Genomic DNA, 20,829 nt, shown 5'->3' on the forward strand with positions numbered 1-20,829 from the left:
CCTCGGCGTCGACCTCGCCTGGGGTGAGCGCAACCGCACGGGCCTCGCGGCGCTGGACGAGTCCGGACGCCTCGTGGCGTCGTCAACTGTGCGCACGGACGACGAGATCAAGGAGTTCGTCGACCAGCACGGCCGAGGCGACGTCGTCGCCGCGATCGACGCGCCGCTCGTCGTACCGAACGAGACGGGTCGACGAGAGTGCGAGGCCCTGCTGCAGGCCGAGTTCGGCCGCTATGACGCGGGCGCGCACTCGAGCAACCGCTCACGACCGTGGCTGAACCCACCTCGCGGCGAGGTCCTCGCGAACCGGTTGGGCTGGGACGTCGATCCCACCGTCTCGCCCGGTCCGGGACGCTCCGTCGCGATCGAGGTCTACCCGCACCCGGCGATGGTGACGCTTTTCGATCTCGACCGCGTGCTGCCGTACAAGAACAAGCCAGGCCGGACAACGGCGTCGAGGCGCTCGGCGTTCCTCGTGCTGCTCGACGCGATGGAGGAGCTCTGCGAGGAGCCGATGCGACTGCGCGCTCAGGCGCGGTGGGCTGACATCCGCACCGTGATCACCGCTGCGGAGCGACCGATGCACCTGGCAGCGGTCGAGGACGAGGTCGACGCCATCTTCTGCGCCTACTTGGCGTGGCTCTGGGCCCGCCAGGACTCGGCGCTCCGCGTCCTCGGGGACGCCCGCGTGGGCTACATCGTGGTCCCAGGGCCTCCGCGTCGGGCGCCGGGGCGGCGGTCTGCCGTGCCTGGCGGTGCCGTCACTGTGCAACGTGGGCATGAGATATGGGAAAGGGTGCACAAGGCGGCGGAGCAGCGCGGGCTGACGGAAGCGGAGCTGATCGCGAAGGCGCTCGACGCGCTCGGCTGACCTCCGTCCCCCGCCGCAAGCACCGCTACCTGCACTTCAAGGCAGAAGTGATAGTAACGTGGCGTTGTGTCCACAGATCCGCCCTCGGACCCGCTGCCCATCGACCCCGTCGAGTACGAGACGCACGAGTGGCTCGCGGAGGGCGATGGCTTGTCGAGCCGCGCCCAGGTCGCCGCCGGCTCGGGCGTCTATCAGTCCACGGTCCCCCCGAGCATCGCCGCTTACGCCCCTTCCCTGCCGTCCGACCTGACCGCCGACGTCGAGGAGGCGTCCGCGGCGCTCGCGCGGTTCGACGCCCACACCCGTGCCAGGCTCGGCACCGAGAGCCCCGCGCTGGGACCGATGAGCTCGATCCTCCTGCGCACCGAGTCGGCGTCGTCGTCGCAGATCGAGAACCTCACCGTGGGTGCGCGCCAGCTCGCCCTGGCCGAGATCGACCAGGCGTCGAGCGACAACGCGCTGACCGTCGCCGCGAACGTCCGTGCCATGGAAGCGGCGCTCGCCCTCGCCGACTCGCTGGACGAGGCGGCGATCCTGCGGATGCATGCCGAGCTCATGGCCGGTGAGCGCGGGTGGGAGGCCCACGCGGGCCGGTACCGCGATGGGCTCGTCTGGGTGGGCACCAGTGCGATCAGCCCTCGTGGCGCCTCGCACGTCGCGCCGCAGGCGCCGCTGGTGCCAGCCCTGATGAAGGACCTGATGGGCTTCGTGCAGCGCGAAGACCTGAGCGTCATCGTCCAGGCGGCGGTCGCGCACGCGCAGTTCGAGACGATCCACCCCTTCTCCGACGGCAACGGCCGCACGGGCCGGGCGCTCGTCCATGCGGTCCTCCGCGCCAAGAAGCTCATGCTGCACACCACGGCGCCGGTCTCGGCCGGTCTGCTCACGGACACCCGGGCGTACTTCGACAGCCTGACCGCATACCGCGCGGGGGACGCACGTCCGATCGTCGAGCAGTTCGCGCGCGCGGCGCGGTACGCGGCGACGTCGGGGGCTGCGCTGGTCGACGACCTCGCCGCGGAGCTCGACGCCGCGAGAGACGCGCTCTCCGGACTGCGCCCCCAGGCTGTCGCGTGGCGTGTGCTGCCTCACCTGATCTCGCACCCCGTGCTCAACTCCCGCTACCTCGTCCGGGACATGGGGATGACCGACACCACGGCGCAGCGTGCGTTGCAGCAGCTCGCCGACAGGGGCGTCCTGGAGGAGCGCTCGGGGAAGCAGCGCAACCGCGTGTGGCAGCACAGCGGCATCCTGCGACTCCTCGACGCGTACGCACAGCAGGTCCGACGCGGCTGACAGCTCAGGTCGTTCGCCATCGTCGTCGTGCCAATCGCGTGGTCAGGCCACGCTTGTGGACAACCGTGGCCATCGGCCCGCTCCCGCCATGCTCCCGTTGGGGAGGTGGCGTATGACCGGCGCGGGCGGGTTCGAGGTCGAGTACGACGAGGCGTGGGCGGCGGGTTCCGCCCTGCTGCAGGCGGGCGACGACGTCACCACCGTGGGACGCGCCGGCCTGCTCCTGGCCGCGGCCTCGTACGGCGACCGGACGCTGACCGCGGCGGCGCACCGCTTCGCGGACCGGTACACGCACCTGCTCGTGCAGGGCCTGGGCGAGGAGGCGGTCGACGCGGGGGAGAACCTCCACGCGACCGTGCGGGAGTACCGCGACAGTGACGTCCTCGCCCCGAGTTCCGAGCCCACGTCGAGCGGCGAGAACCCGCTGTGAACACTGAGGTCCGGATCTCCGAGCTGTGGACGACCGACGACCCCGAGCTGCTGGTGCCGGGCTCCCTCGAGGCGCTCCACGGCGATGCCGACGACCTCGAGGTACGCGCTGACACGCTGCTCGAGGCCGCTACCGACATCGGACGGCACGTGGTCGCGAGCTGGGTGGGCGACGCGGCGGACGGCTGGGCCGGGCGACGAGCCGTCCTCGAGGAGTCGCTGGGCGCGGTCGCCGGCGTCTTCCGTGCCGCCGCGATCGTGCTGCGAGCGCACGCGGACGTGCTGTCCTGGGCTCGGGGTCAGGCCGGCGAGGCAGCAGACCTGTGGGCCGCGGCGCGGCTGATGTGTACGGAGCCCGTGCCGTCGACGCGTGGGGCCCGCTCACGCCTGCCGGAGCGGGTCGCCCTGACCGTGCCGACCCTGGAGTACGACTCTGGTGCGCTGAACGAAGCCCAGACCATGCTCGACGACGCGCGGGCCGCGACGCGCGCGTCGGCGCAGGAGACGGCACGCCTGCTCGACGAGCTCAGCGCGGACCTGCCCGACGGCGCCTGGCACACGGGCCAGTTCTTCCTCAACCTCGCCCGTTGGGTCGGCACCGTGTTCGTCCACCTTCCGCTGGTCACGACGGTCCGGGTCTTCGTGGACCGTGACGGCTTCATGGAGGAGAGCCGGGCCACGAACGAGGCCCTCGGCGAGGCGGTCGACGTTCTGCTCACGGATCCCGACCAGGTCGTCCCGGTGCTGCTCGACACCCAGACGCTCGAGGACAACCCGGCGGCGTGGTGGGGCGGGATGGTGCCGGACGCGGCGCTGTCTCTCGCAGGTGCGGGGGCCGCATCCCGGGTCCTACGCGCAGGGCGTCCGAGCACCACGGGCGCGCCGGCCCGCGGCTTCATCGTCGAAGCAGGCGCAGTGCCGAGACCGGCGCGTCCGGCTGGGAGTGCGCCGAAGGCGCCGGCAATCTTCCTGACGCCCACCAACCCGCCGCAGCTTCCGCCGAGCAGCGTTCGTGACGGATTTGCGCTACGAGTGATGCGCCCTACAGACCAGTACCCTCACGGGTACTGGCGACTCGACAATCCGTCTGGCCAACCGGTCGATCCGACCACGGGCCTGCCGCCCGGCAACCTGACGCGGGCGCAGTTCCGCGCTCGCACGCACGTTCCGTTGCCCGAGGGATACTGGGAGAGTTGATGTACGGACTTCCTGCGGCAACCGACCTCAGTGCCTTGAACGGCTTAATTCTCCTCCAGGTCTGCGTCGGCCAGAATGAGGTTATCCTCCGCTTCGACGACACCTCGTGGATCAGGGTCGAGTCGGCTATGCGCCTGGTGCCCGACGGTGCAACCCCAATTCAGGAGCAGGACGGCGTGCTGAGAGAGCTCTTTGCCGCCCTCGGGGCGCCCATCGAGGCCGTCCAGTGGACCGTCGAGGGAACGGTCCGGATCAGATTCCAGGGACGTGACGCTCACGTTGAAATCGTGGACGACGATCCGCACTACGAGAGCTTCATGATTCAACTCAAAGATCAGCCGGCGATCGTCGTCTGACTAGGAACGTGCGAAATGGCTTTCGCAATTGAACCGTCTTCGGAGGCCGCTGATGGGCGCTGTGAAGAGCGGTAGCGACCACAGGGAGATGGTGCTCGAGCTGATCGACGGGATGACGGCGCCGGACCGGCGGCGACGGGAGCGCGCAGCCGACGAGATCACGGACGTCCTCGACGGGCACTCCGAGGAGGAGGCATTCGTCGTCTCATGCGTCCTCGCGACCCTAGCGCGCCGCGAGGACGACGAGGCCTGTCTAGAAGCGGAGCTGCATACGCTCACCATCATGGCGGAGAGGGGGGTGCTTCATCGCTCGGTACTGGAGCATGTGCTCGCCATCGACCGGAGCGCTCTGCGTGGCTCGTGCATCGACTACTACGACTACTTCCTAGGGCTGCGCGGTTCGGACTGGGGGCAGGTGTAAGAATGGTGCAAACCTGATGTACGGCCTTCCCCCATCGACCGATCTCAGCGCCTTGCGGGGCCTGCTTCTCACTCAGGTCTGCGTCGGGCAGCACGAGGTGAATCTCAACTTCGAGGGCGAATGCCGGATCATGGTCACGTCGACGTTCGTGATGCACTCTGGCGGCCGTGAGACAAGCGATCGGAGCGAAATCCTGACCGAGTTCATCGCGAGCCTCGGGAAGGCCATCCAGAGCGTCGAGTGGAACGTCGCGGGGACGGTCCGCCTGCGTTTCGCGGGCCGTGCCGCGACGATCGACATCCTTGACGACGAACCAAATTACGAGAGCTACGAGATCCAGTTCAAGGACCGACCTCTGATCGTCGTCTAGATCCCGTCGCGAGACGCCGGCCCCCCGGAGACAGCCCCGTGCGCATCGACCCGATGTCGACACCCGCCGACCAGGAGTGCTTCGAGGAGTTCGGCGTCACCCCGGAGCCGATCGACGAGTACGGCGGCCGCCTCCTTCGCTTCGACAACGAGGTCGAACGAGCGCCTCGACCTCTCGTTCGACCTCACGGACCAGTCCGTCGCCTACCGATGGTGGTCCTGCTGTCCATCGAGATCCATCCCCGCGTCGTGGTCCGCGACCGTGTGCTGTGCTGCGGCGCCACGTAGACCTGCGCGCCGCCCGCGCCGCCCGCGCCGCGTGTCAGCCGCTCCCCGTACCCTGCGCTGAACCCCAACCCAGGGAGCGCACCCCCGCATGTCGACGCTCGGCACCACGCTGACGGACTCCGAGCGCCTCGGCCGTGGCCTCGCGCTGCTCGGCACCGCGCTCCACCCGTGGGTCGACGCGGAGATGTCAGCGGCCGCGCCTGCCGACCAGGACTGGGCAGCCGTCTACGGGGCCTCCGAGTCCACCCGCCGCGGCCACGCCGTCACGGTCGACCCCCGAGAACCGCGCACCCTCCTGCGGATCGTCCGCCACACGCGCGACGTCTTCCCGCTCGAGCCCGCGCAGCACGCCTGGCTCGACCAGCTCATCGCGGCGACCAACCGCTGGGCGCACGTGCCGGACCTCGACCGCGCGGAGGTCGACGACGCCCTCGACACGATGGCCCTGCTGTTCGAGTCCCTCGCGATGGACGACGCCGCTGCGGAGGTCCGCGCCCTGCGCCCCGCCGCGCAGCAGCCCGAGCCCACCACCCCGCAGGACGACGACGTCGTCTCCCTCGCCCCCGCCCGCACTCAGACCCCAACCACCCCCGGCTTCCGCCACCTCACCGCCGCCGTCGGCCCGCTCGACGTCACCGTCACCTACCGCGAGGCCCTCAACTACGCCCTCGTCACCAACCGCGTCTCCCCGGTCCTCGGGATCCGCCTCACCAACCACGGCACGGCCCCCGTCGACCCCGGCCCCCTCAGCCTGACGATCGAGCCCTGGACCGACACCCACGTCGCCGAGCCGCTGGTCGTCGAGCCCGGCCTGGTCGCCCCCGGCGAGACGATCGACGTCCCCACGCACCTCACGGCCTGGCAACTGAGCCCGTCGGCCTTCGTCCACCTCGACGAGTCGATCACCACCCGCCTGACGCTCACCCTCGGCGACGCGCAGCAGACCGACCTCATCCGCCTCCTGCCGCCGGACGAGTGGTGGGCCGCGTCCATCCCCGAGGCTCTGGCCGCGCACGTCCGCCCCAACGACGCCGCCGTCGCCGTGCTCCTCGCCGAGGCCGCCCAACGACTCCAGGCCGCCACCGGACGCGGCGACCTCGACGGCTACCAGGGCGGCGAGGAGCGCGCCGTCGCCATCGCCCGCGCCGTCTACGAGGCGATGACGGCGCGCGAGGTCCGCTACATCCAGGCCCCGGCGTCGTTCGAGGGCACCGGCCAGCGCATTCGCTCGCACGGCGAGGTGCTCGACGGACGCTGGGGCAACTGCCTCGACCTCGCGTGCGCCTACGCGGCCGCACTCGAGTCCGCCGGCCTGCATCCCGTGATCGTCACCACCCGCAACCACGCCGTCGCGGGCTACCTCGTCACCGACAGCCAGCTCCCGCTCGTCGCGGTCAGCGACCCCGGCACCATCGGCCTGCTCATGGACGCCGGCGTCGTCGAGACCGTCGAGCTCACCGGCGTCACCGCCGCGATGCCGTTCGACGACGCCCTTGCGGCCACCGACCCGTGGTGGACCCGACGCCTCGACGAGGTGAGCCACGTGCTCGACGTCGTCGCCGCGCACCGCCGCGTGCGGCCGCTGCCGACCGTGCGGCGCGACGGCGAGACGGTCGTCGTCGAGGTGGAGGTCGAGCGCGCCGAGGCCCGCCGGCGCATCCGCGGCGAGACGACGCCCGCGATGCCCGTCGAGGACCGGCCCGCGCGCATCGAGGCGTGGCGGCGCTCGCTGCTCGACCTCACCCTGCGCAACCCGCTGCTCAACCTCGCGGCCGCGCGCAGCGGCGCGCCGGTCCACGTGCCGCACGGCGCGCTCGCGACGCTCGAGGACCTGGTCGCTGGCGGCCAGACCCTCACGCTGGTCCCGCACGACCAGATCGAGCAGATCCACGTCCAGCAGGGCGCGCGCTCGGCGCAGGACATCGACCCCGACGTCGTCCGCCGCATCCTGGTCGAGGAGTCGTGCGCCTACGTCGGCCTGGCGACCGCCGCGTACGCCGCGCGGATGCGGAGCCTGTCCCGCCGCGCGCGCACCGCGATCGAGGAGACCGGCGCCAACAACCTCTACCTCGCCCTCGGCGCGCTGACCTGGACCGAGCGCAGCAAGTCCGTCCGCGCCCCACTGTTCCTCGTCCCCGTCACGCTCGTCGGCGGCCGCGGCGCGCTGTGGCGCCTGCGCATGGACGAGACCGGCACGATCGTCCCCAACCACTGCCTCATCGAGAAGCTCCGCGTCAGCCGCGGCATCGTCGTGCCCGAGCTGCTCGACCCCGGCCAGGACGGCGAGGGCATCGACCTGCCGCGCGCGCTCCAGGCGGTCCGCGCCGCGATCCTCTCCAGCGGGCACGGCGACTTCGCGCTCGAGGAGACCGCGACCGTCGCGATGTTCGCGTTCTCCACGCTCGAGATGTGGAAGGACCTCACGGAGAGCTGGCGGTCGTTCGTCGAGCGCCCCGTCGTCCGGCACCTCGTCGAGACGCCGGGCGTGCCGTTCCTCGACGCGGCGCCCGAACCGGAGCCCGACCCCACCGCCGAGGCCACGACCTTCCTGCCCGTCCCCGCCGACGGCTCGCAGATCGAGGCCGTCCGCTGGGCGCGCGCCGGACGCTCCTTCGTGCTCGAGGGCCCGCCCGGCACCGGCAAGTCGCAGACCATCACCAATCTCATCGCCGACTGCCTCGCGCACGGGCGCAGCGTCCTGTTCGTCGCCGAGAAGCAGGCCGCGCTCGACGTCGTCAAGCGCCGCCTGGACGACGTCGGGCTCGGCGTCTTCAGCCTCGACCTGCACGGCCGCAACCAGACGATCAGCGCCGTGCGCGCCCAGCTCCAGGCCGCGATCGGGCACGACGTCGAGCGCTCCGCCTCGTGGGAGACCCTGCGCGACAGCTACCGCTCGCTCACCGACAACCTCAGCCGCTACCCCCGCCAGCTCCACGACGAGGGCCCGGTCGGGCTGTCCGCGTGGGACGCGCGCCAGGTCGCCCTGAGCCTGCGCGAGCGCGCCGACGTGCCCGACGACGCCCTCCCGCAGCTCCCCACGACGCTCGTCCTGGGCGCGGTCCCGGCTGCGGACGTGTACGACGCCGCCCGCGACCTCGCCCACGCGCTCCACGACCTGGGCGGCGCGCCCGCCGCGCACCCGTGGCGCCTCGCCGGGCTCACCGGCCCCGAGGCCGTCGTCCCGCAGCGCGTCGCCGCGGCCGTCGACGAGGTGATCGCGGCCGACGCCGCCCTCGCGGCCTCGCCCCTGCGGCCGCTGCTCGACCTCGCGACGACGCCCGAGCAGGTCGACCACGTCGCGGAGTGGCTCGACGCGAGCGCGGGGGAGCGGCTCGCGCCCACCGCCGAGGCGCGGCGGCTCGTGGGCCCGGGCTGGGCCGAGCATGCCGAACAGGTCCGGCAGGCGTTCGACCAGCACCGCGCCACCTACGCCGGCGCGCTCGGCCCGTTCGCGCCCGCCGTCATGGCGCTCGACCTCGACGCCGCGCTCGCGGCCTCGACCGCGGCCGACGCCTCCTTCTTCCTCGGGCGCGGCAAGCGCCGCCGCGCCGCGCTCGCCCTGGTCGCGGGCGCCGTTCGGCCGGACGCCGAGGTGCCGCTCAAGCAGCTCACCCCGCTGCTCACCGGACTGGTCGCTGCCCGCGCCGCGGGGGAGCGGCTCGCCCAGCACATCGGGGCCCTGCCCGGCCTGCTGCTGCCCTTCGGCTGGAACCCCCTCGACGTCGAGGCGCACGTCCCGGTCGAGCACGCGATCCGCCGGTGGGGCGCGACCGCCGACCTCGCCCGCCTGGGCGGCCGGGCCGTGGACGACGCGACCGAGGCCGTCGTCGACCGCGCGCACGACCTGCCATGGGGCACGGTCGAGGCGATCCGCCGCCTGGCGGCCGCGTGGCACGACGCGGCCTCCGCGCTGCGCGCGACCCCGGAGGACCTCGCCTCCTGGCTCGCGGGGCGAGGCCTGTCGGCCGGGCTCGCCGCCGACGGCCCGCGGTGGCAGGCCGACGCGCGCTCCGGCGCCCTCGTGCAGCTCCAGCGCTGGGCGCGCGTGCGCGGCGCGATCGCGGCGTTCGACGCGTGGGGAGCCCCCGACGTCGGGCGCCTGGTCCGCGCCGGCGTCCTCGACGGGGACCGCGCCGAGGACGCCGTCCGCCTCGCCTACGCGCAGACGGTCGTCGCCGAGCGGCTCGACGCCACCGGTCTGCGCACCTTCGACGAGCGCCACCGCTCGCGGCTGACGGGCCGGTTCCTGGACACGGGAGAGGACGTGCGCGAGCGCATGCGCGTCGAGCTGCCCGCGCGCATCGTCGCCGCCCGCACCTTCGACCCGCGGGCCCGCGCCGGCCGCAGCGCCGAGCTCATGGCGCAGCTCGGCCGCCGCCGCGGCGGCCTGACGATCCGCCAGCTGCTCGCGCGCTACGGCTCGATCATCACCGAGGTCACGCCGTGCCTGCTGATGAGCCCGAGCTCGGTCGCCCGCTTCCTGCCGACGGACGGCACCGGGTTCGACGTCGTCGTGTTCGACGAGGCGTCGCAGATCCGCGTCGCCGAGTCCGTGGGCGCGATGGGCCGCGGCGCGTCGGTGATCGTCGTCGGCGACTCCAAGCAGATGCCGCCCACGTCGATGTTCGACTCCGCGCCGCCGAGCGAGGGCGACCCCGTCGAGGACGTCACCGTGCCCGCGGACATGGAGAGCATCCTCGGGGAGGCCAAGGAGTCCCGGCTGCCGAGCCTGTCGCTGACCTGGCACTACCGCAGCCGCGAGGAGTCGCTCATCGCCTTCTCCAACCGCGCCTACTACGACAACCGCCTCGCGAGCTTCCCGACGCCGCCAGGCCGCCGCGAGGGTCTCGGCGTCTCCTGGCGCAAGGTCGACGGCGTCTGGGAGGGCGGCGCCCGCGGCGCCCGGGTCAACCGCGCGGAGGCCGCCGCGGTGCTCGACGAGGTCGCGGCGCTCCTGCGGCAGGACGCGCAGCGGTCGATCGGCGTCGTCACGTTCAACACGCAGCAGCGCGAGCTCGTCCTCGACCTGCTCGAGGGCTCGGGGGACGCGCTGATCGAGGCGGCGCTCGCGCGCGAGGAGGAGCCGCTGTTCGTCAAGAACCTGGAGAACGTCCAGGGCGACGAGCGCGACGTCGTCATCTTCACGCTCGCGTTCGCCAAGGACACCCGCGGCCGGGTGCCGCTCAACTGGGGCCCGCTGACGCGCAGCGGCGGGGAACGCCGGCTCAACGTCGCAGTGACGCGTGCCAAGGAGCGCGTCATCGTGCTCTCGTCGTTCGAGCCGGAGGAACTCGATCTGTCCGGCTCGTCCTCGCGGGGCCTCGCGGACCTGCGCGACTACCTCGTCCTGGCCAAGCACGGTGCCCGGCGCGCCGGCCTGGTGCGCGAGCGAGGGCGGGACCTGCACCTCGACGAGGTCGCGGCCGCCCTGCGCGACGCCGGGCTGGAGGTCCTCACGCATGTCGGCCTCTCGGACTTCACGGTCGAGCTCGCGGTGCGCGCGGCGCCCGACCTGCCGTGGGTCGCCGTGCTCCTCGACGGTCCCGCCTGGGCGCGCCGTACCACTGTCACCGACCGCGAAGGCCTCCCGCGCACCGTGCTCGAAGGCGCGATGGGCTGGGCGCGCGTGGTGCGGGTGTGGCTGCCGACCTGGCTGCGCGAGCCCGACGCCGTCGTGCACGCGGTCGTGGAGGCGGCCCGCCGCCCGGAGGCGCGCGAGCCGGCGCTCGCGGTGCGCCGCGCGGAGCCCGAGCACGTCGCGGTCGGCATCCAGGACACCGGGGCCTTCGGGGAGACGGCGCCGATCCAGGACACCGTCGTCGGTGTCCCGGACAGCGCGACGGTGCAGGACGTCCAGGACCTCGCGCCGCCCCCGGACGCCACGGCCCCGGCACCCTCGGGCACCGCCTACGTGCCCGCGTCCGAGGAACCACGCGGCACGGTCACCGTCCTCGACAACCTCCACCGCGCGCACGACCGCAAGCGCGTCGTGATCGAGATCGACGACGTCCTGGCAACCGAGGGCCCGATGCTCATGGACCGCCTCGTCGGCGTCGTCGCCCGGCGCTTCGGACTCACCGCGGTCCGCGAGGCGCGCCGCCGGAGCCTGGCCGCCGTCGTCCCGCCCGACCGCGTCGAGCACGCGCCCAACGGCGACGTCGTCGTCTGGCCGCACGGCGCCGACCGCCGCACCTGGGCCCTGGTCCGCGTCCCGCACGTCGGGGGGCGCGACCTCGCCGAGGTGGCCTACCCCGAGCTCCGCGCCGCGATGGTGCACATCGCACGCGGCGCCCACGGCATCGGGCGCGAGGACCTGCTCCGCGCGACCGCGCAGGTCTTCGGCGTCGCCCGCCTCGCGTCGAGGACCCGCCCCCGCCTCGAGGCGGTCCTGGCGGCCGCCCTCGACGAAGCCGCTCTGATCGAGCGCGACGGCCTCGTGGTGGCCGCCCCGTGAGCAGCGCCGTGGCCGACGCCCCGGCGGAGGTCGCCCAGCCGCACCTCAGGCTCGAGGTCACCCTGGGGGTGACCGCCCTCGCGATCGAGCACCCGCCCGCCATCCAGCACGCCCTCGCGTGGCTGACCCGCCACACCACGGTCGCAGCGAGTCCCGAGGCTGCCGTCGGCGCGGTCCTCTACCGGGACGAGGTGCTCGTCATGCGTGCCCTCGGTGCACGCCTCCTCGCCATGCTCGCCGAGCTGCCACGGGCCTCGACGACGGCCTGCAGGGTGCACCCCCGGTGGGCGGAGGTCGTGTGCGCCGCCCGGCGGGCGCGCTCGGTGATCGACCGCAACGGCGGCATCCGGCTTCCGCAGGCCGGCCTCCTGGCGTGGCTCGCGGACCCTCCGCTGCGCCGTTCCCCCGACGCCGACGGGAGGCACGGCGCGACGGCCGACGACGTCAGCCGCCTCGTCCTGGGCATGGCGGACGACGCGGGCCTCTGGGAGATCGAGTCCGACCTCAGCGTCTACTTCTTCGGCATGGGCGAGGCGGTGCTTCGGCGGGCGATCGTCGAGGTGGTCGCAGGGTTGGTCCGTGCCGGCCTGCTCACCGTCGAGCGGCATGTCTGGGCCGACGTCGACCTGCACCCGGTCCCGGACGCCGAGCTGGCGACCGTGCTCGACGACGACCGCTACTGGACGGCGCCGGACCACGGCGACCCGGCGCTCGCGATCAACGCGACCGAGGCGGGCCACGCGCACCGCAGGGGCCCGGCGCGCGGCACCTTCCCGCGCCCGGGCAGCCCTCCGGCGACGACGGCTCACCGCTGAGGTGACGCGGCAGCGTCGCTATCCGACGCTCACGCGCCCCCTGCCCCTACCTGCTTCCGCTGATCGCCCCGCAGCGCGCTCCGGCCCCTGTCATCCCAGCCAGGTGGTCGATCGTCGCGCGGCCTCGAAGACGCGGTCGATCGCCTCGAGATCGAGGACCTCCGGTCGTCGCTCGAGCCACTTGCCGATGGCCCTTCGGTAGACCACGTGCGCACCCTCCGGCGCCTTCTTGATGGTGATGTCGGCTGCGCCCACCGGGACGACCACGCCGACCGCCTCGACAGGGACGCCGGCGGCCGCGGTCAGGAGCCTCGACGCGCGAGCCGCCTCGTGGCGGCTGTTGCGCAGGTACGGCTGCTTCTGACCGTTGACCATGAACGTCGTGCCCGCGACCCAGATCTTCGCGCCGGGATGGTGCTTGGCGTTCAGCGTGAAGACTCCGCCCGGGCCGATCACAACGTGATCGATGTCAGATCCGTTCACGCCGACCGGCACTGCGTGGAGCGCACGCCAGCGCGCGTCCTTCTTGACCAGCCTCGCGAGACGGGCCGCGACCATCTCCTCACCGTCCGCGCCGATCCGCCACGCCCGCTCGTCGGTGTGCACCCGCAGGACGCGCGCGACGAACGTCCGCACCGGCGCGGCGTGCTTGAGAGCGATCGCCTGTTCGCGGGCCGCTTGGCCGGCTCGTCGCTCGGCGAGGTCGTTCCAGACCGGCTCCTGCGCCGCCACCGACGACTCGGTGATGACCGTGACCCCGGCGTTCGTGGACGGCGCGGGGGAGGCCTGCTGAGCTGGTTCCGGGACCGCGGCGCGCCAGCCCGCGACGGCTGCCTCCACCGCTGCACGGTCGGCGTCGTCGTCGACGGTGACGACCCCGGTGGCCAGGTCGCACCATCCCATCCGTCGCTCGTCAGGAGCGGTGACGTAGAGGCGGTCCTTCCCGTACTTGCGCCACCGCACGACGCTCAGCTCCCTCAGATCGCTCATGGTCTCCCCCTGGTGTTCGCGCCGAGCGCCGACGCGATAGCGCTCGCGCCGTTGACGCGGCATCGACATCCCCGGGGTTCGACGTGACGGCGTGCACGTCAGGTCACCCGTTCGGCGCATCACCGGCCCCGCCGGCCGTGCCGCTCATGCCACGGCAGCGGGTGCCGCTCTGCTCACCCCTGCGATGCGGTCACGTGGGCGACGCGCCACCGGGCGCCGTCGTGCGTCACGGTGATCGCGTAGTACCAGTGGCGTCGCGTCGGTGAGGAAGGGCCCTCGTCATAGACGGCGAGGCGGCTCAGGTCGGTCCCCTCGACCAGGTGGAAGTTCACCATGACCCAGGTGTCGGAGGCGCCGCCAGGCATCGCCGACGCGACGACGACGCGGTCGTCGGCTGGCGTCGGCGACGTCCGCCATTGCGCGAGCGCGTCCTCGATCAACGAGCCACACGTCTCGCAGGACGGGTCGGTGAGGTCACGCATCGCGACGTCGTCGCCCGTCGCCCGCACGTATCGGTCGAGGTGGGCGTAGTGGGCGGCGGTGCTGATGCCGTCGCTCCAGCTGTCGCTGTCGAGCTCCGTCGGCGGTCCGCTGTAGGCGGCAGCCAGGGGTGGCCCACCGTCGGGCCCCGGCCTCTGGACGGTCGCGGAGTCGAGTCCGCGCAACATCCAACGGCCCTCCTCGAGCACGACGGCGGCCGCCACCGCGTAGGTCCCACCCGGGCCCGTGTCGACGACGGTGCCGTGGGCGTCGAGCTCCTGGCTCGGCGTCGTGACGACGCGACCCAAGACGGAGAAGAAGTCGTCACTGACACGGATCGCGTGCGCCACGTGCAGTCGCGAGGTCGCCCCGCTGGGCACCCGACCTTCCGCGTGGGCGGCGCGAGCCTGCTCCGCGACGTGCGCGCAGTACCCGCACTCGGGGTGGCTGAGCTGCTCCCAGGCCTGCAGGTCACCGGTGTCGTGGGTGTAGTCGGCAACCGCCAGCGCGTACTCCAGGAAGATGCCGCCCGACTCGTCGGCGGTGACGTCCAGCTGGGCGGGTGGCTCCGGCCGCACCGTGTGGTGCACCAGCTCGGGCGCCTTGTCCCGCGCCTCGTCGACGGTGAAGACGGGTACGGCCGGCTCGCTAGGGCGCGGCACTGGCGATGGTGCGGCATTGCCGCATGCGACGAGCGCCACCGCGAGCACGGCGGCGCCGACCGCCGCGAGCCGATGGCGTTCGGTCCTGGGCGAAAGGCGCATGTCGGGCACCGTAGGCCAGGGCAGTGGTCCTCGGAGTGCCCTGTGGACAACTGTCCGACCCGTCCCGTGGGGCTCCCGGCGGTAGCCGTGCAGGGCGCCGCCCGCGCACCTCTCCTCCTTCCGGCCGATCAGCCCTACCCACCGCTGCCCTTCCATCGGTGACGTGCCGAACCATCTGGCGCGCGACCTGCACGACACGGTCGCGCACCACGTCTCCGCGATCGCCGTGCGCGCGCAGGCCGGACTCGCCGTCGCGCCCTCGGTACCGCGGCTGGATGATCCGCGCCTACGCGCTCGGCCAGGGCGCCGGGACGCACGTGTTCGTGCTCGGCGGCGGGGAGCCGCCCGCCTACCAGTACTTCTCGCCCCCGCTCGCGAGGAACCGCCACAGGACGCCCGCCAGTGACCCCTGGAGCACGGGCCAGTCCTCCCGAGGGAGGAGCGGCTCGGCCACCCGCAGCTGCCAGCCGCCGGACCCGTCGACGCTCGCGATCAGGAGATCGGAGTCCCCGAGGAACTCGGCGATGACGACGTCGTGCGGTCGGAGCTCGTCGGGGCGCGCGATGCGCTCGTGCGCGGTGCGCCTGGCGCTGGCGGCCGGCGAGAGGATCACCATCCCCCACTGTCCGTAGTCCACGTCCTCGAAGAGCCTGGCACCTCGGGTCAGCGACCAGAGCTCGCGCAGTTCGTCTGGCGCGTGCTCGGGCACGGTGGCGGCGATCTCGTGGGCTGTGGCGGGCGGCTCGAGAGTGCTCGCGAGCCGGAAGCCGGAGTCGTCGTAGCGCCGTGGCTGGCCGAGCGCGGCGAACCTCGCGAGCAGGCGTCGCAGGTCCGGCGCGAGTGCCTCCGTCATCCGGCCCCCACCTCGCCGAGCGCGTCTGCCAGCCGCCGCCACGCCGCCCGCTCCGCCTCGGGCAGCGTCTCGATGCGTCGTCGCAGGTCACGAGCCTTCTCCGCCACCTCGCGCTCGCGGTCGCTGAGGAGCGCCGCGTACCGCTCGTCGGCGAGGTACTGCGCCGGCGTCGCGTGCATCGCGACCGCGTCAAGGAAGATCGCCAGGCGCCTGGCCCGCACGCCGGGGCCGGCGCCGTTGTCGTGCGCGACGGCGACGTAGTCGAAGCGGCCTTCCCACAACCGCCGCGTCGCCTCGTCGGCGGAGAACGTGACGACCGTGCCGAGAGCTGTCCCCCGCCGCCGGTCGGACGCGAGCGGCGTGCTGCCGGCCCGGAACAGCAGCACCTCGTGCGCGATGCGCAGGAAGTTGTCGTCCGTCATCGAGGCCCCGACCGCCATGAGGTGCTTGGTCATGAGCAGCGACTGCACGACGGCGCCCATAGGCCCGGACTGCGCGTCGTAGCCCACGAAGTCCGACCGTGACAGCACGATCGTCTCGGGGAACCGCGCGTCGCCGTGCATCTTGAGCAGCCACGGGGCGCCCGGCATCGTCAGGTTAAAGGGGAGCACCGCGAGGTGCTCCTGGCCGGTGTCGTGCACGGCACGCTCGTAGAGGTCGTCGTAGTTGGTGGTCACTGCCTCCGCGCACCCCAGCGACGCGAGCAGCGCGTGCGACAGGCCGTACCGGCCGTCCCCGCGGGTCAGCTCGGCGACACGCTCGCCGAGCCGCTGCTCGCCGAGCACGCGCCGCAGCAGCTCGGACTGGTCGAGCGGCGACCGGACGGTGCCGAGGTCGACGCCGGCGTCCTGCGCGAGCCGCCCGATGAGCTCGCCCCACGACGGCAGTCCCGCCGACATGCTCACCCCCGCGCCGATGAAGAGCGCCAGCGACCCCTCGGTCACGCGGGCGGCGAGCGCCTCGGCGTCGCGCAGCAGGCCGGGAGGCAGGTGGTCGGCGTGACCTCCACCGAGAAGGCGGCGTCGCGCCTGGAACGCCGCGTGGTCCGCCGCGTCCGCCGCGGCGACGACGACGTCGATCCCCCCCGAGTGCGCCGCAGCCAGGCAGGTCGCGAGCAGCGCGTCGACGACGTCGCCCCGCACTGCCCCGAATCCGCCGCGCCCGACGCCGAGCGTGGGCACGGCCACCACGGGCCGCGGCCGGTTCCCGCCGGGTCGCAGCTGGGCGTGGTCGATGTCCGCGAGGACGGCGGCCAGCCGGTCGACCATGGGCCCGACGGCGTCCGCTGCGCCCGCCAGCCCGCGGCCGTTCGCCGCGTCGACGAACCAGACCGGCGACCGCGGGCGCAGCACGGACGACTCCCGTGCCCGGCCCCAGCCGGCGTCGGCCCAGCCGTGCGGCCGGAGCGCCCCGACGTCCCGACGCCACGCGGCCGCGCCGGTGTCGTCACGCCGACCGAGCGCCGCCGCCCACCGCTCGCCGACCGAGAACGCCCGGTCCGTCGGCACGACGACGGCGTCGTGGTCCAGGTTCTCCACGCGCCCGTGGACCACGAAGACGTGTCCGTCCCCGGTCATGGGGCGACGCTAGCCCGGTGGGGCGGGGTGTGCTCCCGTCGTCACCCTGTGGGCGGCTGCCCGGTGTCGGCCCCGTGCGCGACACTCGCCCGGTGACCACCGCCTCGCTCGTGCACCGGATCGAGCAGGCGCTCGCCGCGCGGGAAGCGACGGACGATGAGGTCGCCCTGGCGGACCGGGTGGTCGAGCTCGCCCCCGCGGACCTCGGCCGCCTCCACGTCCATCTCGAGACGGACCAGGTCCGGGCCGCGGCTCACCCGCGGCTCACCGGCACGCTGCGGAGGCACCTCGACGACGCTGTCTACCCGCCGGCCGCGGCGAGCGCCGTGCTGCGTGCCCTCGCGGACGGCGACGGGCCGCGGCAGACGCCGGCGGGCCGGCTGACCGCGGCGGCGCACGTCCTGCGGCGCGCGACCGACCCGGTGGCGCCGGACGTCGTCGCCGCCGCGACAGCGCTCCTCGCCGTGCTCCGTGCTGCGGCGGACGCACCCGCCCCGGGACCCGAGCGCAGGCACAGGTTCCCGTGGGGCCACGGTCCCGCGCTTGCCCTGCTCGCCGGTATTCCCGGCGCCGAGGACGTCTGGCCCGACCTCGACGACCGCCTTCGTGGCACCGCGGAAAGCAGCTGGCACGCCGGCCGTCTCGAGATGGTGTCCACCCTGTCCGCCGAGGAGCGGTTCCTCCTCGACCGGGCCCCGCAGCTGTGGGTGGGGGCGCGCCCGACGCCGGTCGGTGACGGCGGCCCACGGCCGGACGACATCCCCGCCTACCGGGCCTGGGTCCGCAACGCCCTCGAGGATGCGCTGGAGCGGGCCCGCGACGTCGCCGCGGGGCGTGTGCCGTACGCACCCGACGCCGCGTTCACCGGGACGGAGGCGCCCGTCGTCGCCGAGGCCGCGCTCCAGGCGCTGGCATGGGACGAGCCCTGGGTCGCCGATCTCGTGCCCCCACTGCTCGAGGCGGTCTCGACGGCGCCGGACCCTGCCGCCCGCACGGTTCCCTCGCAGTCACTGGCGATGAACCTCGGCCGTGCCATCGCGTGCGCGCCGACGCCGGAGACGGTCCAGGCCCTGACCCGTGTCATACCGACGGTCCGGCACGCGGGCGTGAAGAAGAAGCTGACGCGTCACCTGGCGGACGCCCGGCGCCACCTCGCGCTGCGGCCGGCGATCGCCTTCCGCGGCGACCCTGACCTCCACGACCCGCGGCGCACGACACAGCTGCGCCTGCTCGAGAAGGGCTATCTCACGGGTCTGCACTGGCCGGCGGCGCAGTGGCAGGACGCTGTCGCCCCCTCGCTCGGGGACGTGGCGGGTCGCCTCGTGTGGAGGGTGACCAGCGCCGACGGTCGCGTCCGGTCGGCGATGCCGCGCCCGGGCGCGGGCACCTTGCTGTGGACGGACGCCGACGACCTGGAGGTCTCGGTGACGCCCGACGCCTCTGTCGCGCTGTGGCACCCGGCCTCCGCCGACGACCAGGAGCGGGGCGCGTGGCGCGACCGCATCTGGCGCGAGCGCATCGACCAGCCGTTCCGACAGGTCTTCCGCGAGCACTATGGCGCCATCCCGGCGGCTGACGGCGTCGTCACGGACTTCGAGGGCTACGTCGTCGACCTGCGGCTGTTCACGGCGGTCGCTCGCGGGGCGGGGTGGACGAGCGACGCGCACGACGGGATGACGCGCACCGAGGGCGCCGTCGTGGCGCGGGTCGACCTCCCCGGCGCCTACCCCGGCGCGCGTGGTGAGTCCGTGCTCGGGGCACTGCGGCTCCGTACCGGCCGCGGTGCCGGCACGGCGTGGTCTCCCGACGCCGCCGAGGGGCATGTGCTCCTCTCCGAGATCCTTCGCTCCCTGGACCTTGCGGTCTCGGTGGCGGCCCTCGGCCTCGTCCCCGACCGGCCGGCGAGGCTGCCGCACTGGAGCGACGGCCTGGCCCTGCGGCGTGATGTGGTCGCCCGCGCGACGGAGGGCCTGCCGGACACACACCTGAGCCGCACGCATCTCCACGTCGGCCGCTTCGCCATCCACCTGCGGACGGGGCGCATCACGCTCGACGGGGACGAGGTGCCCCTCGTCGTCACGCCGCGCCCGACGCCGACGGTCCCCTGGCTCCCGTACGACGAGAAGCTGCTCGCGCGCATCCTGGCGGCCGTGGCCCAGTGCGCCCGTGGCGGGTGAGGCCGCCACCGGGCCGCACACCCGTCAGCGGAGAGCCGCGAGGCCCGTGCGCGCACGTGGCCGCCGCTCTTCCTCGTCCCGCAGGACCGACACCTGGGCGTAGGCCGCACCCGCCACGACGGCGGCGCTGACGGCGGCCAGGAGCCATCCGGACCCGACGACCTGCCCGTACCGCGTCGTGAGCAGACCGAGCAGGTACAGCCCGCCGACCACCCCTGCGGTCACCGCGGCGACTGCGACGGCGAGGCGGGACGGACCAGGGCTGTCGCTGCGCAGGGCGGTCAGGGCCGCGGCAGCAGTCAGGAGCGGGAGCATCAGCACGGCGACGGTGAGGAAGGCCTCGCCGCCCTCGGTCGTCCCGGTGAATCTGATGAGCAGGTTCCAGCCGCTCAGACCGGGCCAGGTGACCGCCTCGGTCACGTGGTCCGCGTCGAGGTCCACCCCGTCGCCGAGCCACGTGAGGGACATCGACACGACCGACAGCGCGGCGCCGAGGGTGAGCATCGACGCGGTCCTGCGCAGCGTCCCCTCGCGCCGCTCGATGCGCGAGAGCCGGCCCTCGAGCCGACGCAGCCGTCCGATGAGCTCGTCGTGCTCCATCCGGGCCTCCTCCGCAGCGGGGTGACAGCACCTGCCGGCCGATCTTGGCACCAGATCGGGTGCGGTGCGTGCTCATGGCAGCGGAGAGTGCGGCCCTGCGTCAGCCCAGCCCGCCGAGCGCTCCGACCAGCCCGGCGAGCAGCATCGCCAGCACGACGCCGCCGGCGACCCAGGGCGCGGCCTTGCGTGCCGCCCTCATCGGGCGGGATCCAGGGTCGTGCCGCGCGCGCTGCCGTCAGTCCTCATGCGACGAGGGTAGGTGAGCAGCTCGCAGCACACGGACGATGGCCCCCGGAACCAGTCCGGGGGCCATCGTCGTCGGCGTCGTCGCCCGCGTCGAGGTCACGACTGCGTCGGGGAGTCGCCCGCGAGCAGCCGGTACAGCTCCTTGCGTGCGCGGACCAGGACCTCGCTCGCGGCGGTGTGCTGCTCGGAGGTGCCGACCTTCGCCACCTGCGCGACGGCGTCCTTGAGCGCCATGACCTCCTGCCGGAGCGCGAGGGCGGACGCAGGGTCGAAGCCCGCCGTGGTCCACGGGGTGCCGAGGGTCGCGCGGTGCTCCTCGACGTAGGCGGTGCCCTGCGGCGTCAGCGACGCCGTACGGCGTCCTTCCACGCGCTCGATGGTCACGAGCCCTTCGTCCTCGAGCGCTTGGAGCGTGGGGTAGACGGAGCCGGGGCTCGGCGTCCACGTCCCGGAGCTCCGGTCCCCGATCTCCTGGATCAGCTCGTATCCGTGTCGTGGCTGCTCGTCGAGCAGCAGGAGGATGGCGGCCCGGACGTCGCCGCGAGCCCGGGGCCCGCGCCCGCGACGCCCAGGGCCGAAGCCGGGAGGGCCGCCGAAGCCGCCAGCGCCGAAGCCGCCGGGCCCGCCGAAGCCAGATCGGAAGAGC

General features: G+C 73.6%; 18 protein-coding genes. 12 read left to right on the top strand and 6 right to left on the bottom strand.

Features of this window, described 5'->3' with window-relative positions; all coding sequences use genetic code 11:
• The first annotated feature begins 88 nt into the window (after positions 1–88).
• The 10 genes from IDM29_RS00535 to IDM29_RS00580 all read left to right on the top strand — a co-directional run bounded on the left by IDM29_RS00535 (position 89) and on the right by IDM29_RS00580 (position 12,496).
• Positions 89–871 (top strand): DUF429 domain-containing protein, encoded by a 783-nt coding sequence (locus IDM29_RS00535; protein ID WP_375372388.1) that lies wholly within the window; start codon positions 89–91, stop codon positions 869–871.
• 66 nt (positions 872–937) lie between these two features.
• Complete coding sequence (locus IDM29_RS00540) at positions 938–2,167, top strand: Fic family protein (RefSeq protein WP_309232651.1); 1,230 nt, start codon at positions 938–940, stop codon at positions 2,165–2,167.
• A 112-nt stretch (positions 2,168–2,279) separates the two neighbouring features.
• On the top strand, positions 2,280–2,597 hold the full coding sequence (locus IDM29_RS00545) for a hypothetical protein (RefSeq protein ID WP_188037029.1): 318 nt from the start codon (positions 2,280–2,282) through the stop codon (positions 2,595–2,597).
• Complete coding sequence (locus tag IDM29_RS00550; RefSeq protein WP_188037030.1) at positions 2,594–3,793, top strand: putative T7SS-secreted protein; 1,200 nt, start codon at positions 2,594–2,596, stop codon at positions 3,791–3,793. The genes IDM29_RS00545 and IDM29_RS00550 overlap by 4 nt, the downstream gene beginning before the upstream one ends.
• Complete coding sequence (locus IDM29_RS00555; protein ID WP_188037031.1) at positions 3,793–4,149, top strand: DUF6188 family protein; 357 nt, start codon at positions 3,793–3,795, stop codon at positions 4,147–4,149. The genes IDM29_RS00550 and IDM29_RS00555 overlap by 1 nt, the downstream gene beginning before the upstream one ends.
• A gap of 52 nt (positions 4,150–4,201) precedes the next feature.
• The gene (locus IDM29_RS00560; RefSeq protein ID WP_188037032.1) at positions 4,202–4,570 is read left to right on the top strand and encodes a hypothetical protein; all 369 of its coding nucleotides are present in this window, start codon (positions 4,202–4,204) and stop codon (positions 4,568–4,570) included.
• Positions 4,571–4,586: 16 nt separating this feature from the next.
• Positions 4,587–4,940, top strand: coding sequence for a DUF6188 family protein (locus IDM29_RS00565; RefSeq protein ID WP_182112688.1), 354 nt, complete (start codon positions 4,587–4,589; stop codon positions 4,938–4,940).
• A 53-nt stretch (positions 4,941–4,993) separates the two neighbouring features.
• Entirely contained in the window at positions 4,994–5,227 is a 234-nt protein-coding gene (locus tag IDM29_RS00570) for a hypothetical protein (RefSeq protein ID WP_188037033.1), read from the top strand.
• A gap of 88 nt (positions 5,228–5,315) precedes the next feature.
• Positions 5,316–11,681 carry a DUF4011 domain-containing protein gene (locus IDM29_RS00575; RefSeq protein ID WP_188037034.1) on the top strand — a complete coding sequence of 2,122 codons (6,366 nt, stop codon included), beginning with the start codon at positions 5,316–5,318 and terminating at the stop codon, positions 11,679–11,681.
• Positions 11,678–12,496 (top strand): hypothetical protein, encoded by an 819-nt coding sequence (locus IDM29_RS00580; protein ID WP_182112691.1) that lies wholly within the window; start codon positions 11,678–11,680, stop codon positions 12,494–12,496. The genes IDM29_RS00575 and IDM29_RS00580 overlap by 4 nt, the downstream gene beginning before the upstream one ends.
• A gap of 90 nt (positions 12,497–12,586) precedes the next feature.
• On the opposite strand, the gene IDM29_RS00585 is transcribed toward IDM29_RS00580, so the two are convergent.
• The gene (locus IDM29_RS00585; protein ID WP_223147804.1) at positions 12,587–13,486 is read right to left on the bottom strand and encodes a nuclease-related domain-containing protein; all 900 of its coding nucleotides are present in this window, start codon (positions 13,484–13,486) and stop codon (positions 12,587–12,589) included.
• A gap of 173 nt (positions 13,487–13,659) precedes the next feature.
• Positions 13,660–14,628: a DUF6318 family protein gene (locus tag IDM29_RS00590; RefSeq protein ID WP_188037035.1), complete on the bottom strand. Its 969-nt coding sequence runs from the start codon at positions 14,626–14,628 to the stop codon at positions 13,660–13,662.
• A gap of 265 nt (positions 14,629–14,893) precedes the next feature.
• Between IDM29_RS00590 and IDM29_RS17080 the strand changes: the two genes are divergently transcribed.
• Positions 14,894–15,136 carry a histidine kinase gene (locus tag IDM29_RS17080; protein ID WP_255491710.1) on the top strand — a complete coding sequence of 81 codons (243 nt, stop codon included), beginning with the start codon at positions 14,894–14,896 and terminating at the stop codon, positions 15,134–15,136.
• Here IDM29_RS17080 and IDM29_RS00600 read toward each other — a convergent pair.
• On the bottom strand, positions 15,080–15,583 hold the full coding sequence (locus IDM29_RS00600; RefSeq protein ID WP_182112693.1) for a hypothetical protein: 504 nt from the start codon (positions 15,581–15,583) through the stop codon (positions 15,080–15,082). The genes IDM29_RS17080 and IDM29_RS00600 overlap by 57 nt on opposite strands.
• On the bottom strand, positions 15,580–17,160 hold the full coding sequence (locus tag IDM29_RS17470) for an SIR2 family protein (protein WP_182112694.1): 1,581 nt from the start codon (positions 17,158–17,160) through the stop codon (positions 15,580–15,582). Before IDM29_RS17470 ends, IDM29_RS00600 begins: the two co-directional genes overlap by 4 nt.
• Positions 17,161–17,252: 92 nt before the next feature.
• Between IDM29_RS17470 and IDM29_RS17555 the strand changes: the two genes are divergently transcribed.
• Positions 17,253–19,337 carry a DUF4132 domain-containing protein gene (locus tag IDM29_RS17555; RefSeq protein ID WP_182112695.1) on the top strand — a complete coding sequence of 695 codons (2,085 nt, stop codon included), beginning with the start codon at positions 17,253–17,255 and terminating at the stop codon, positions 19,335–19,337.
• A 24-nt stretch (positions 19,338–19,361) separates the two neighbouring features.
• Here IDM29_RS17555 and IDM29_RS00615 read toward each other — a convergent pair whose 3' ends face one another.
• Entirely contained in the window at positions 19,362–19,937 is a 576-nt protein-coding gene (locus IDM29_RS00615) for a hypothetical protein (RefSeq protein WP_182112696.1), read from the bottom strand.
• Positions 19,938–20,279: 342 nt separating this feature from the next.
• Positions 20,280–20,829 (bottom strand): PadR family transcriptional regulator (locus tag IDM29_RS00620; protein ID WP_188037036.1); only part of this gene is annotated, 550 nt, incomplete at its 5' end.

Source organism: Actinotalea sp. JY-7885, from assembly GCF_014525465.1.
GTDB lineage: Bacteria > Actinomycetota > Actinomycetes > Actinomycetales > Cellulomonadaceae > Actinotalea.

Excerpts from the sequence above, each read along its gene's own strand:
- IDM29_RS00545 (WP_188037029.1), top strand. The coding sequence starts at position 2,280 with ATGACCGGCGCGGGCGGGTTCGAGGTCGAGTACGACGAGGCGTGGGCG.
- IDM29_RS00555 (WP_188037031.1), top strand. The coding sequence starts at position 3,793 with ATGTACGGACTTCCTGCGGCAACCGACCTCAGTGCCTTGAACGGCTTA.
- IDM29_RS00560 (WP_188037032.1), top strand. The coding sequence starts at position 4,202 with ATGGGCGCTGTGAAGAGCGGTAGCGACCACAGGGAGATGGTGCTCGAG.
- IDM29_RS00565 (WP_182112688.1), top strand. The coding sequence starts at position 4,587 with ATGTACGGCCTTCCCCCATCGACCGATCTCAGCGCCTTGCGGGGCCTG.
- IDM29_RS00570 (WP_188037033.1), top strand. The coding sequence starts at position 4,994 with ATGTCGACACCCGCCGACCAGGAGTGCTTCGAGGAGTTCGGCGTCACC.
- IDM29_RS00575 (WP_188037034.1), top strand. The coding sequence starts at position 5,316 with ATGTCGACGCTCGGCACCACGCTGACGGACTCCGAGCGCCTCGGCCGT.
- IDM29_RS00585 (WP_223147804.1), bottom strand. The coding sequence starts at position 13,486 with ATGAGCGATCTGAGGGAGCTGAGCGTCGTGCGGTGGCGCAAGTACGGG.
- IDM29_RS00600 (WP_182112693.1), bottom strand. The coding sequence starts at position 15,583 with ATGACGGAGGCACTCGCGCCGGACCTGCGACGCCTGCTCGCGAGGTTC.
- IDM29_RS17470 (WP_182112694.1), bottom strand. The coding sequence starts at position 17,160 with ATGACCGGGGACGGACACGTCTTCGTGGTCCACGGGCGCGTGGAGAAC.
- IDM29_RS00615 (WP_182112696.1), bottom strand. The coding sequence starts at position 19,937 with ATGGAGCACGACGAGCTCATCGGACGGCTGCGTCGGCTCGAGGGCCGG.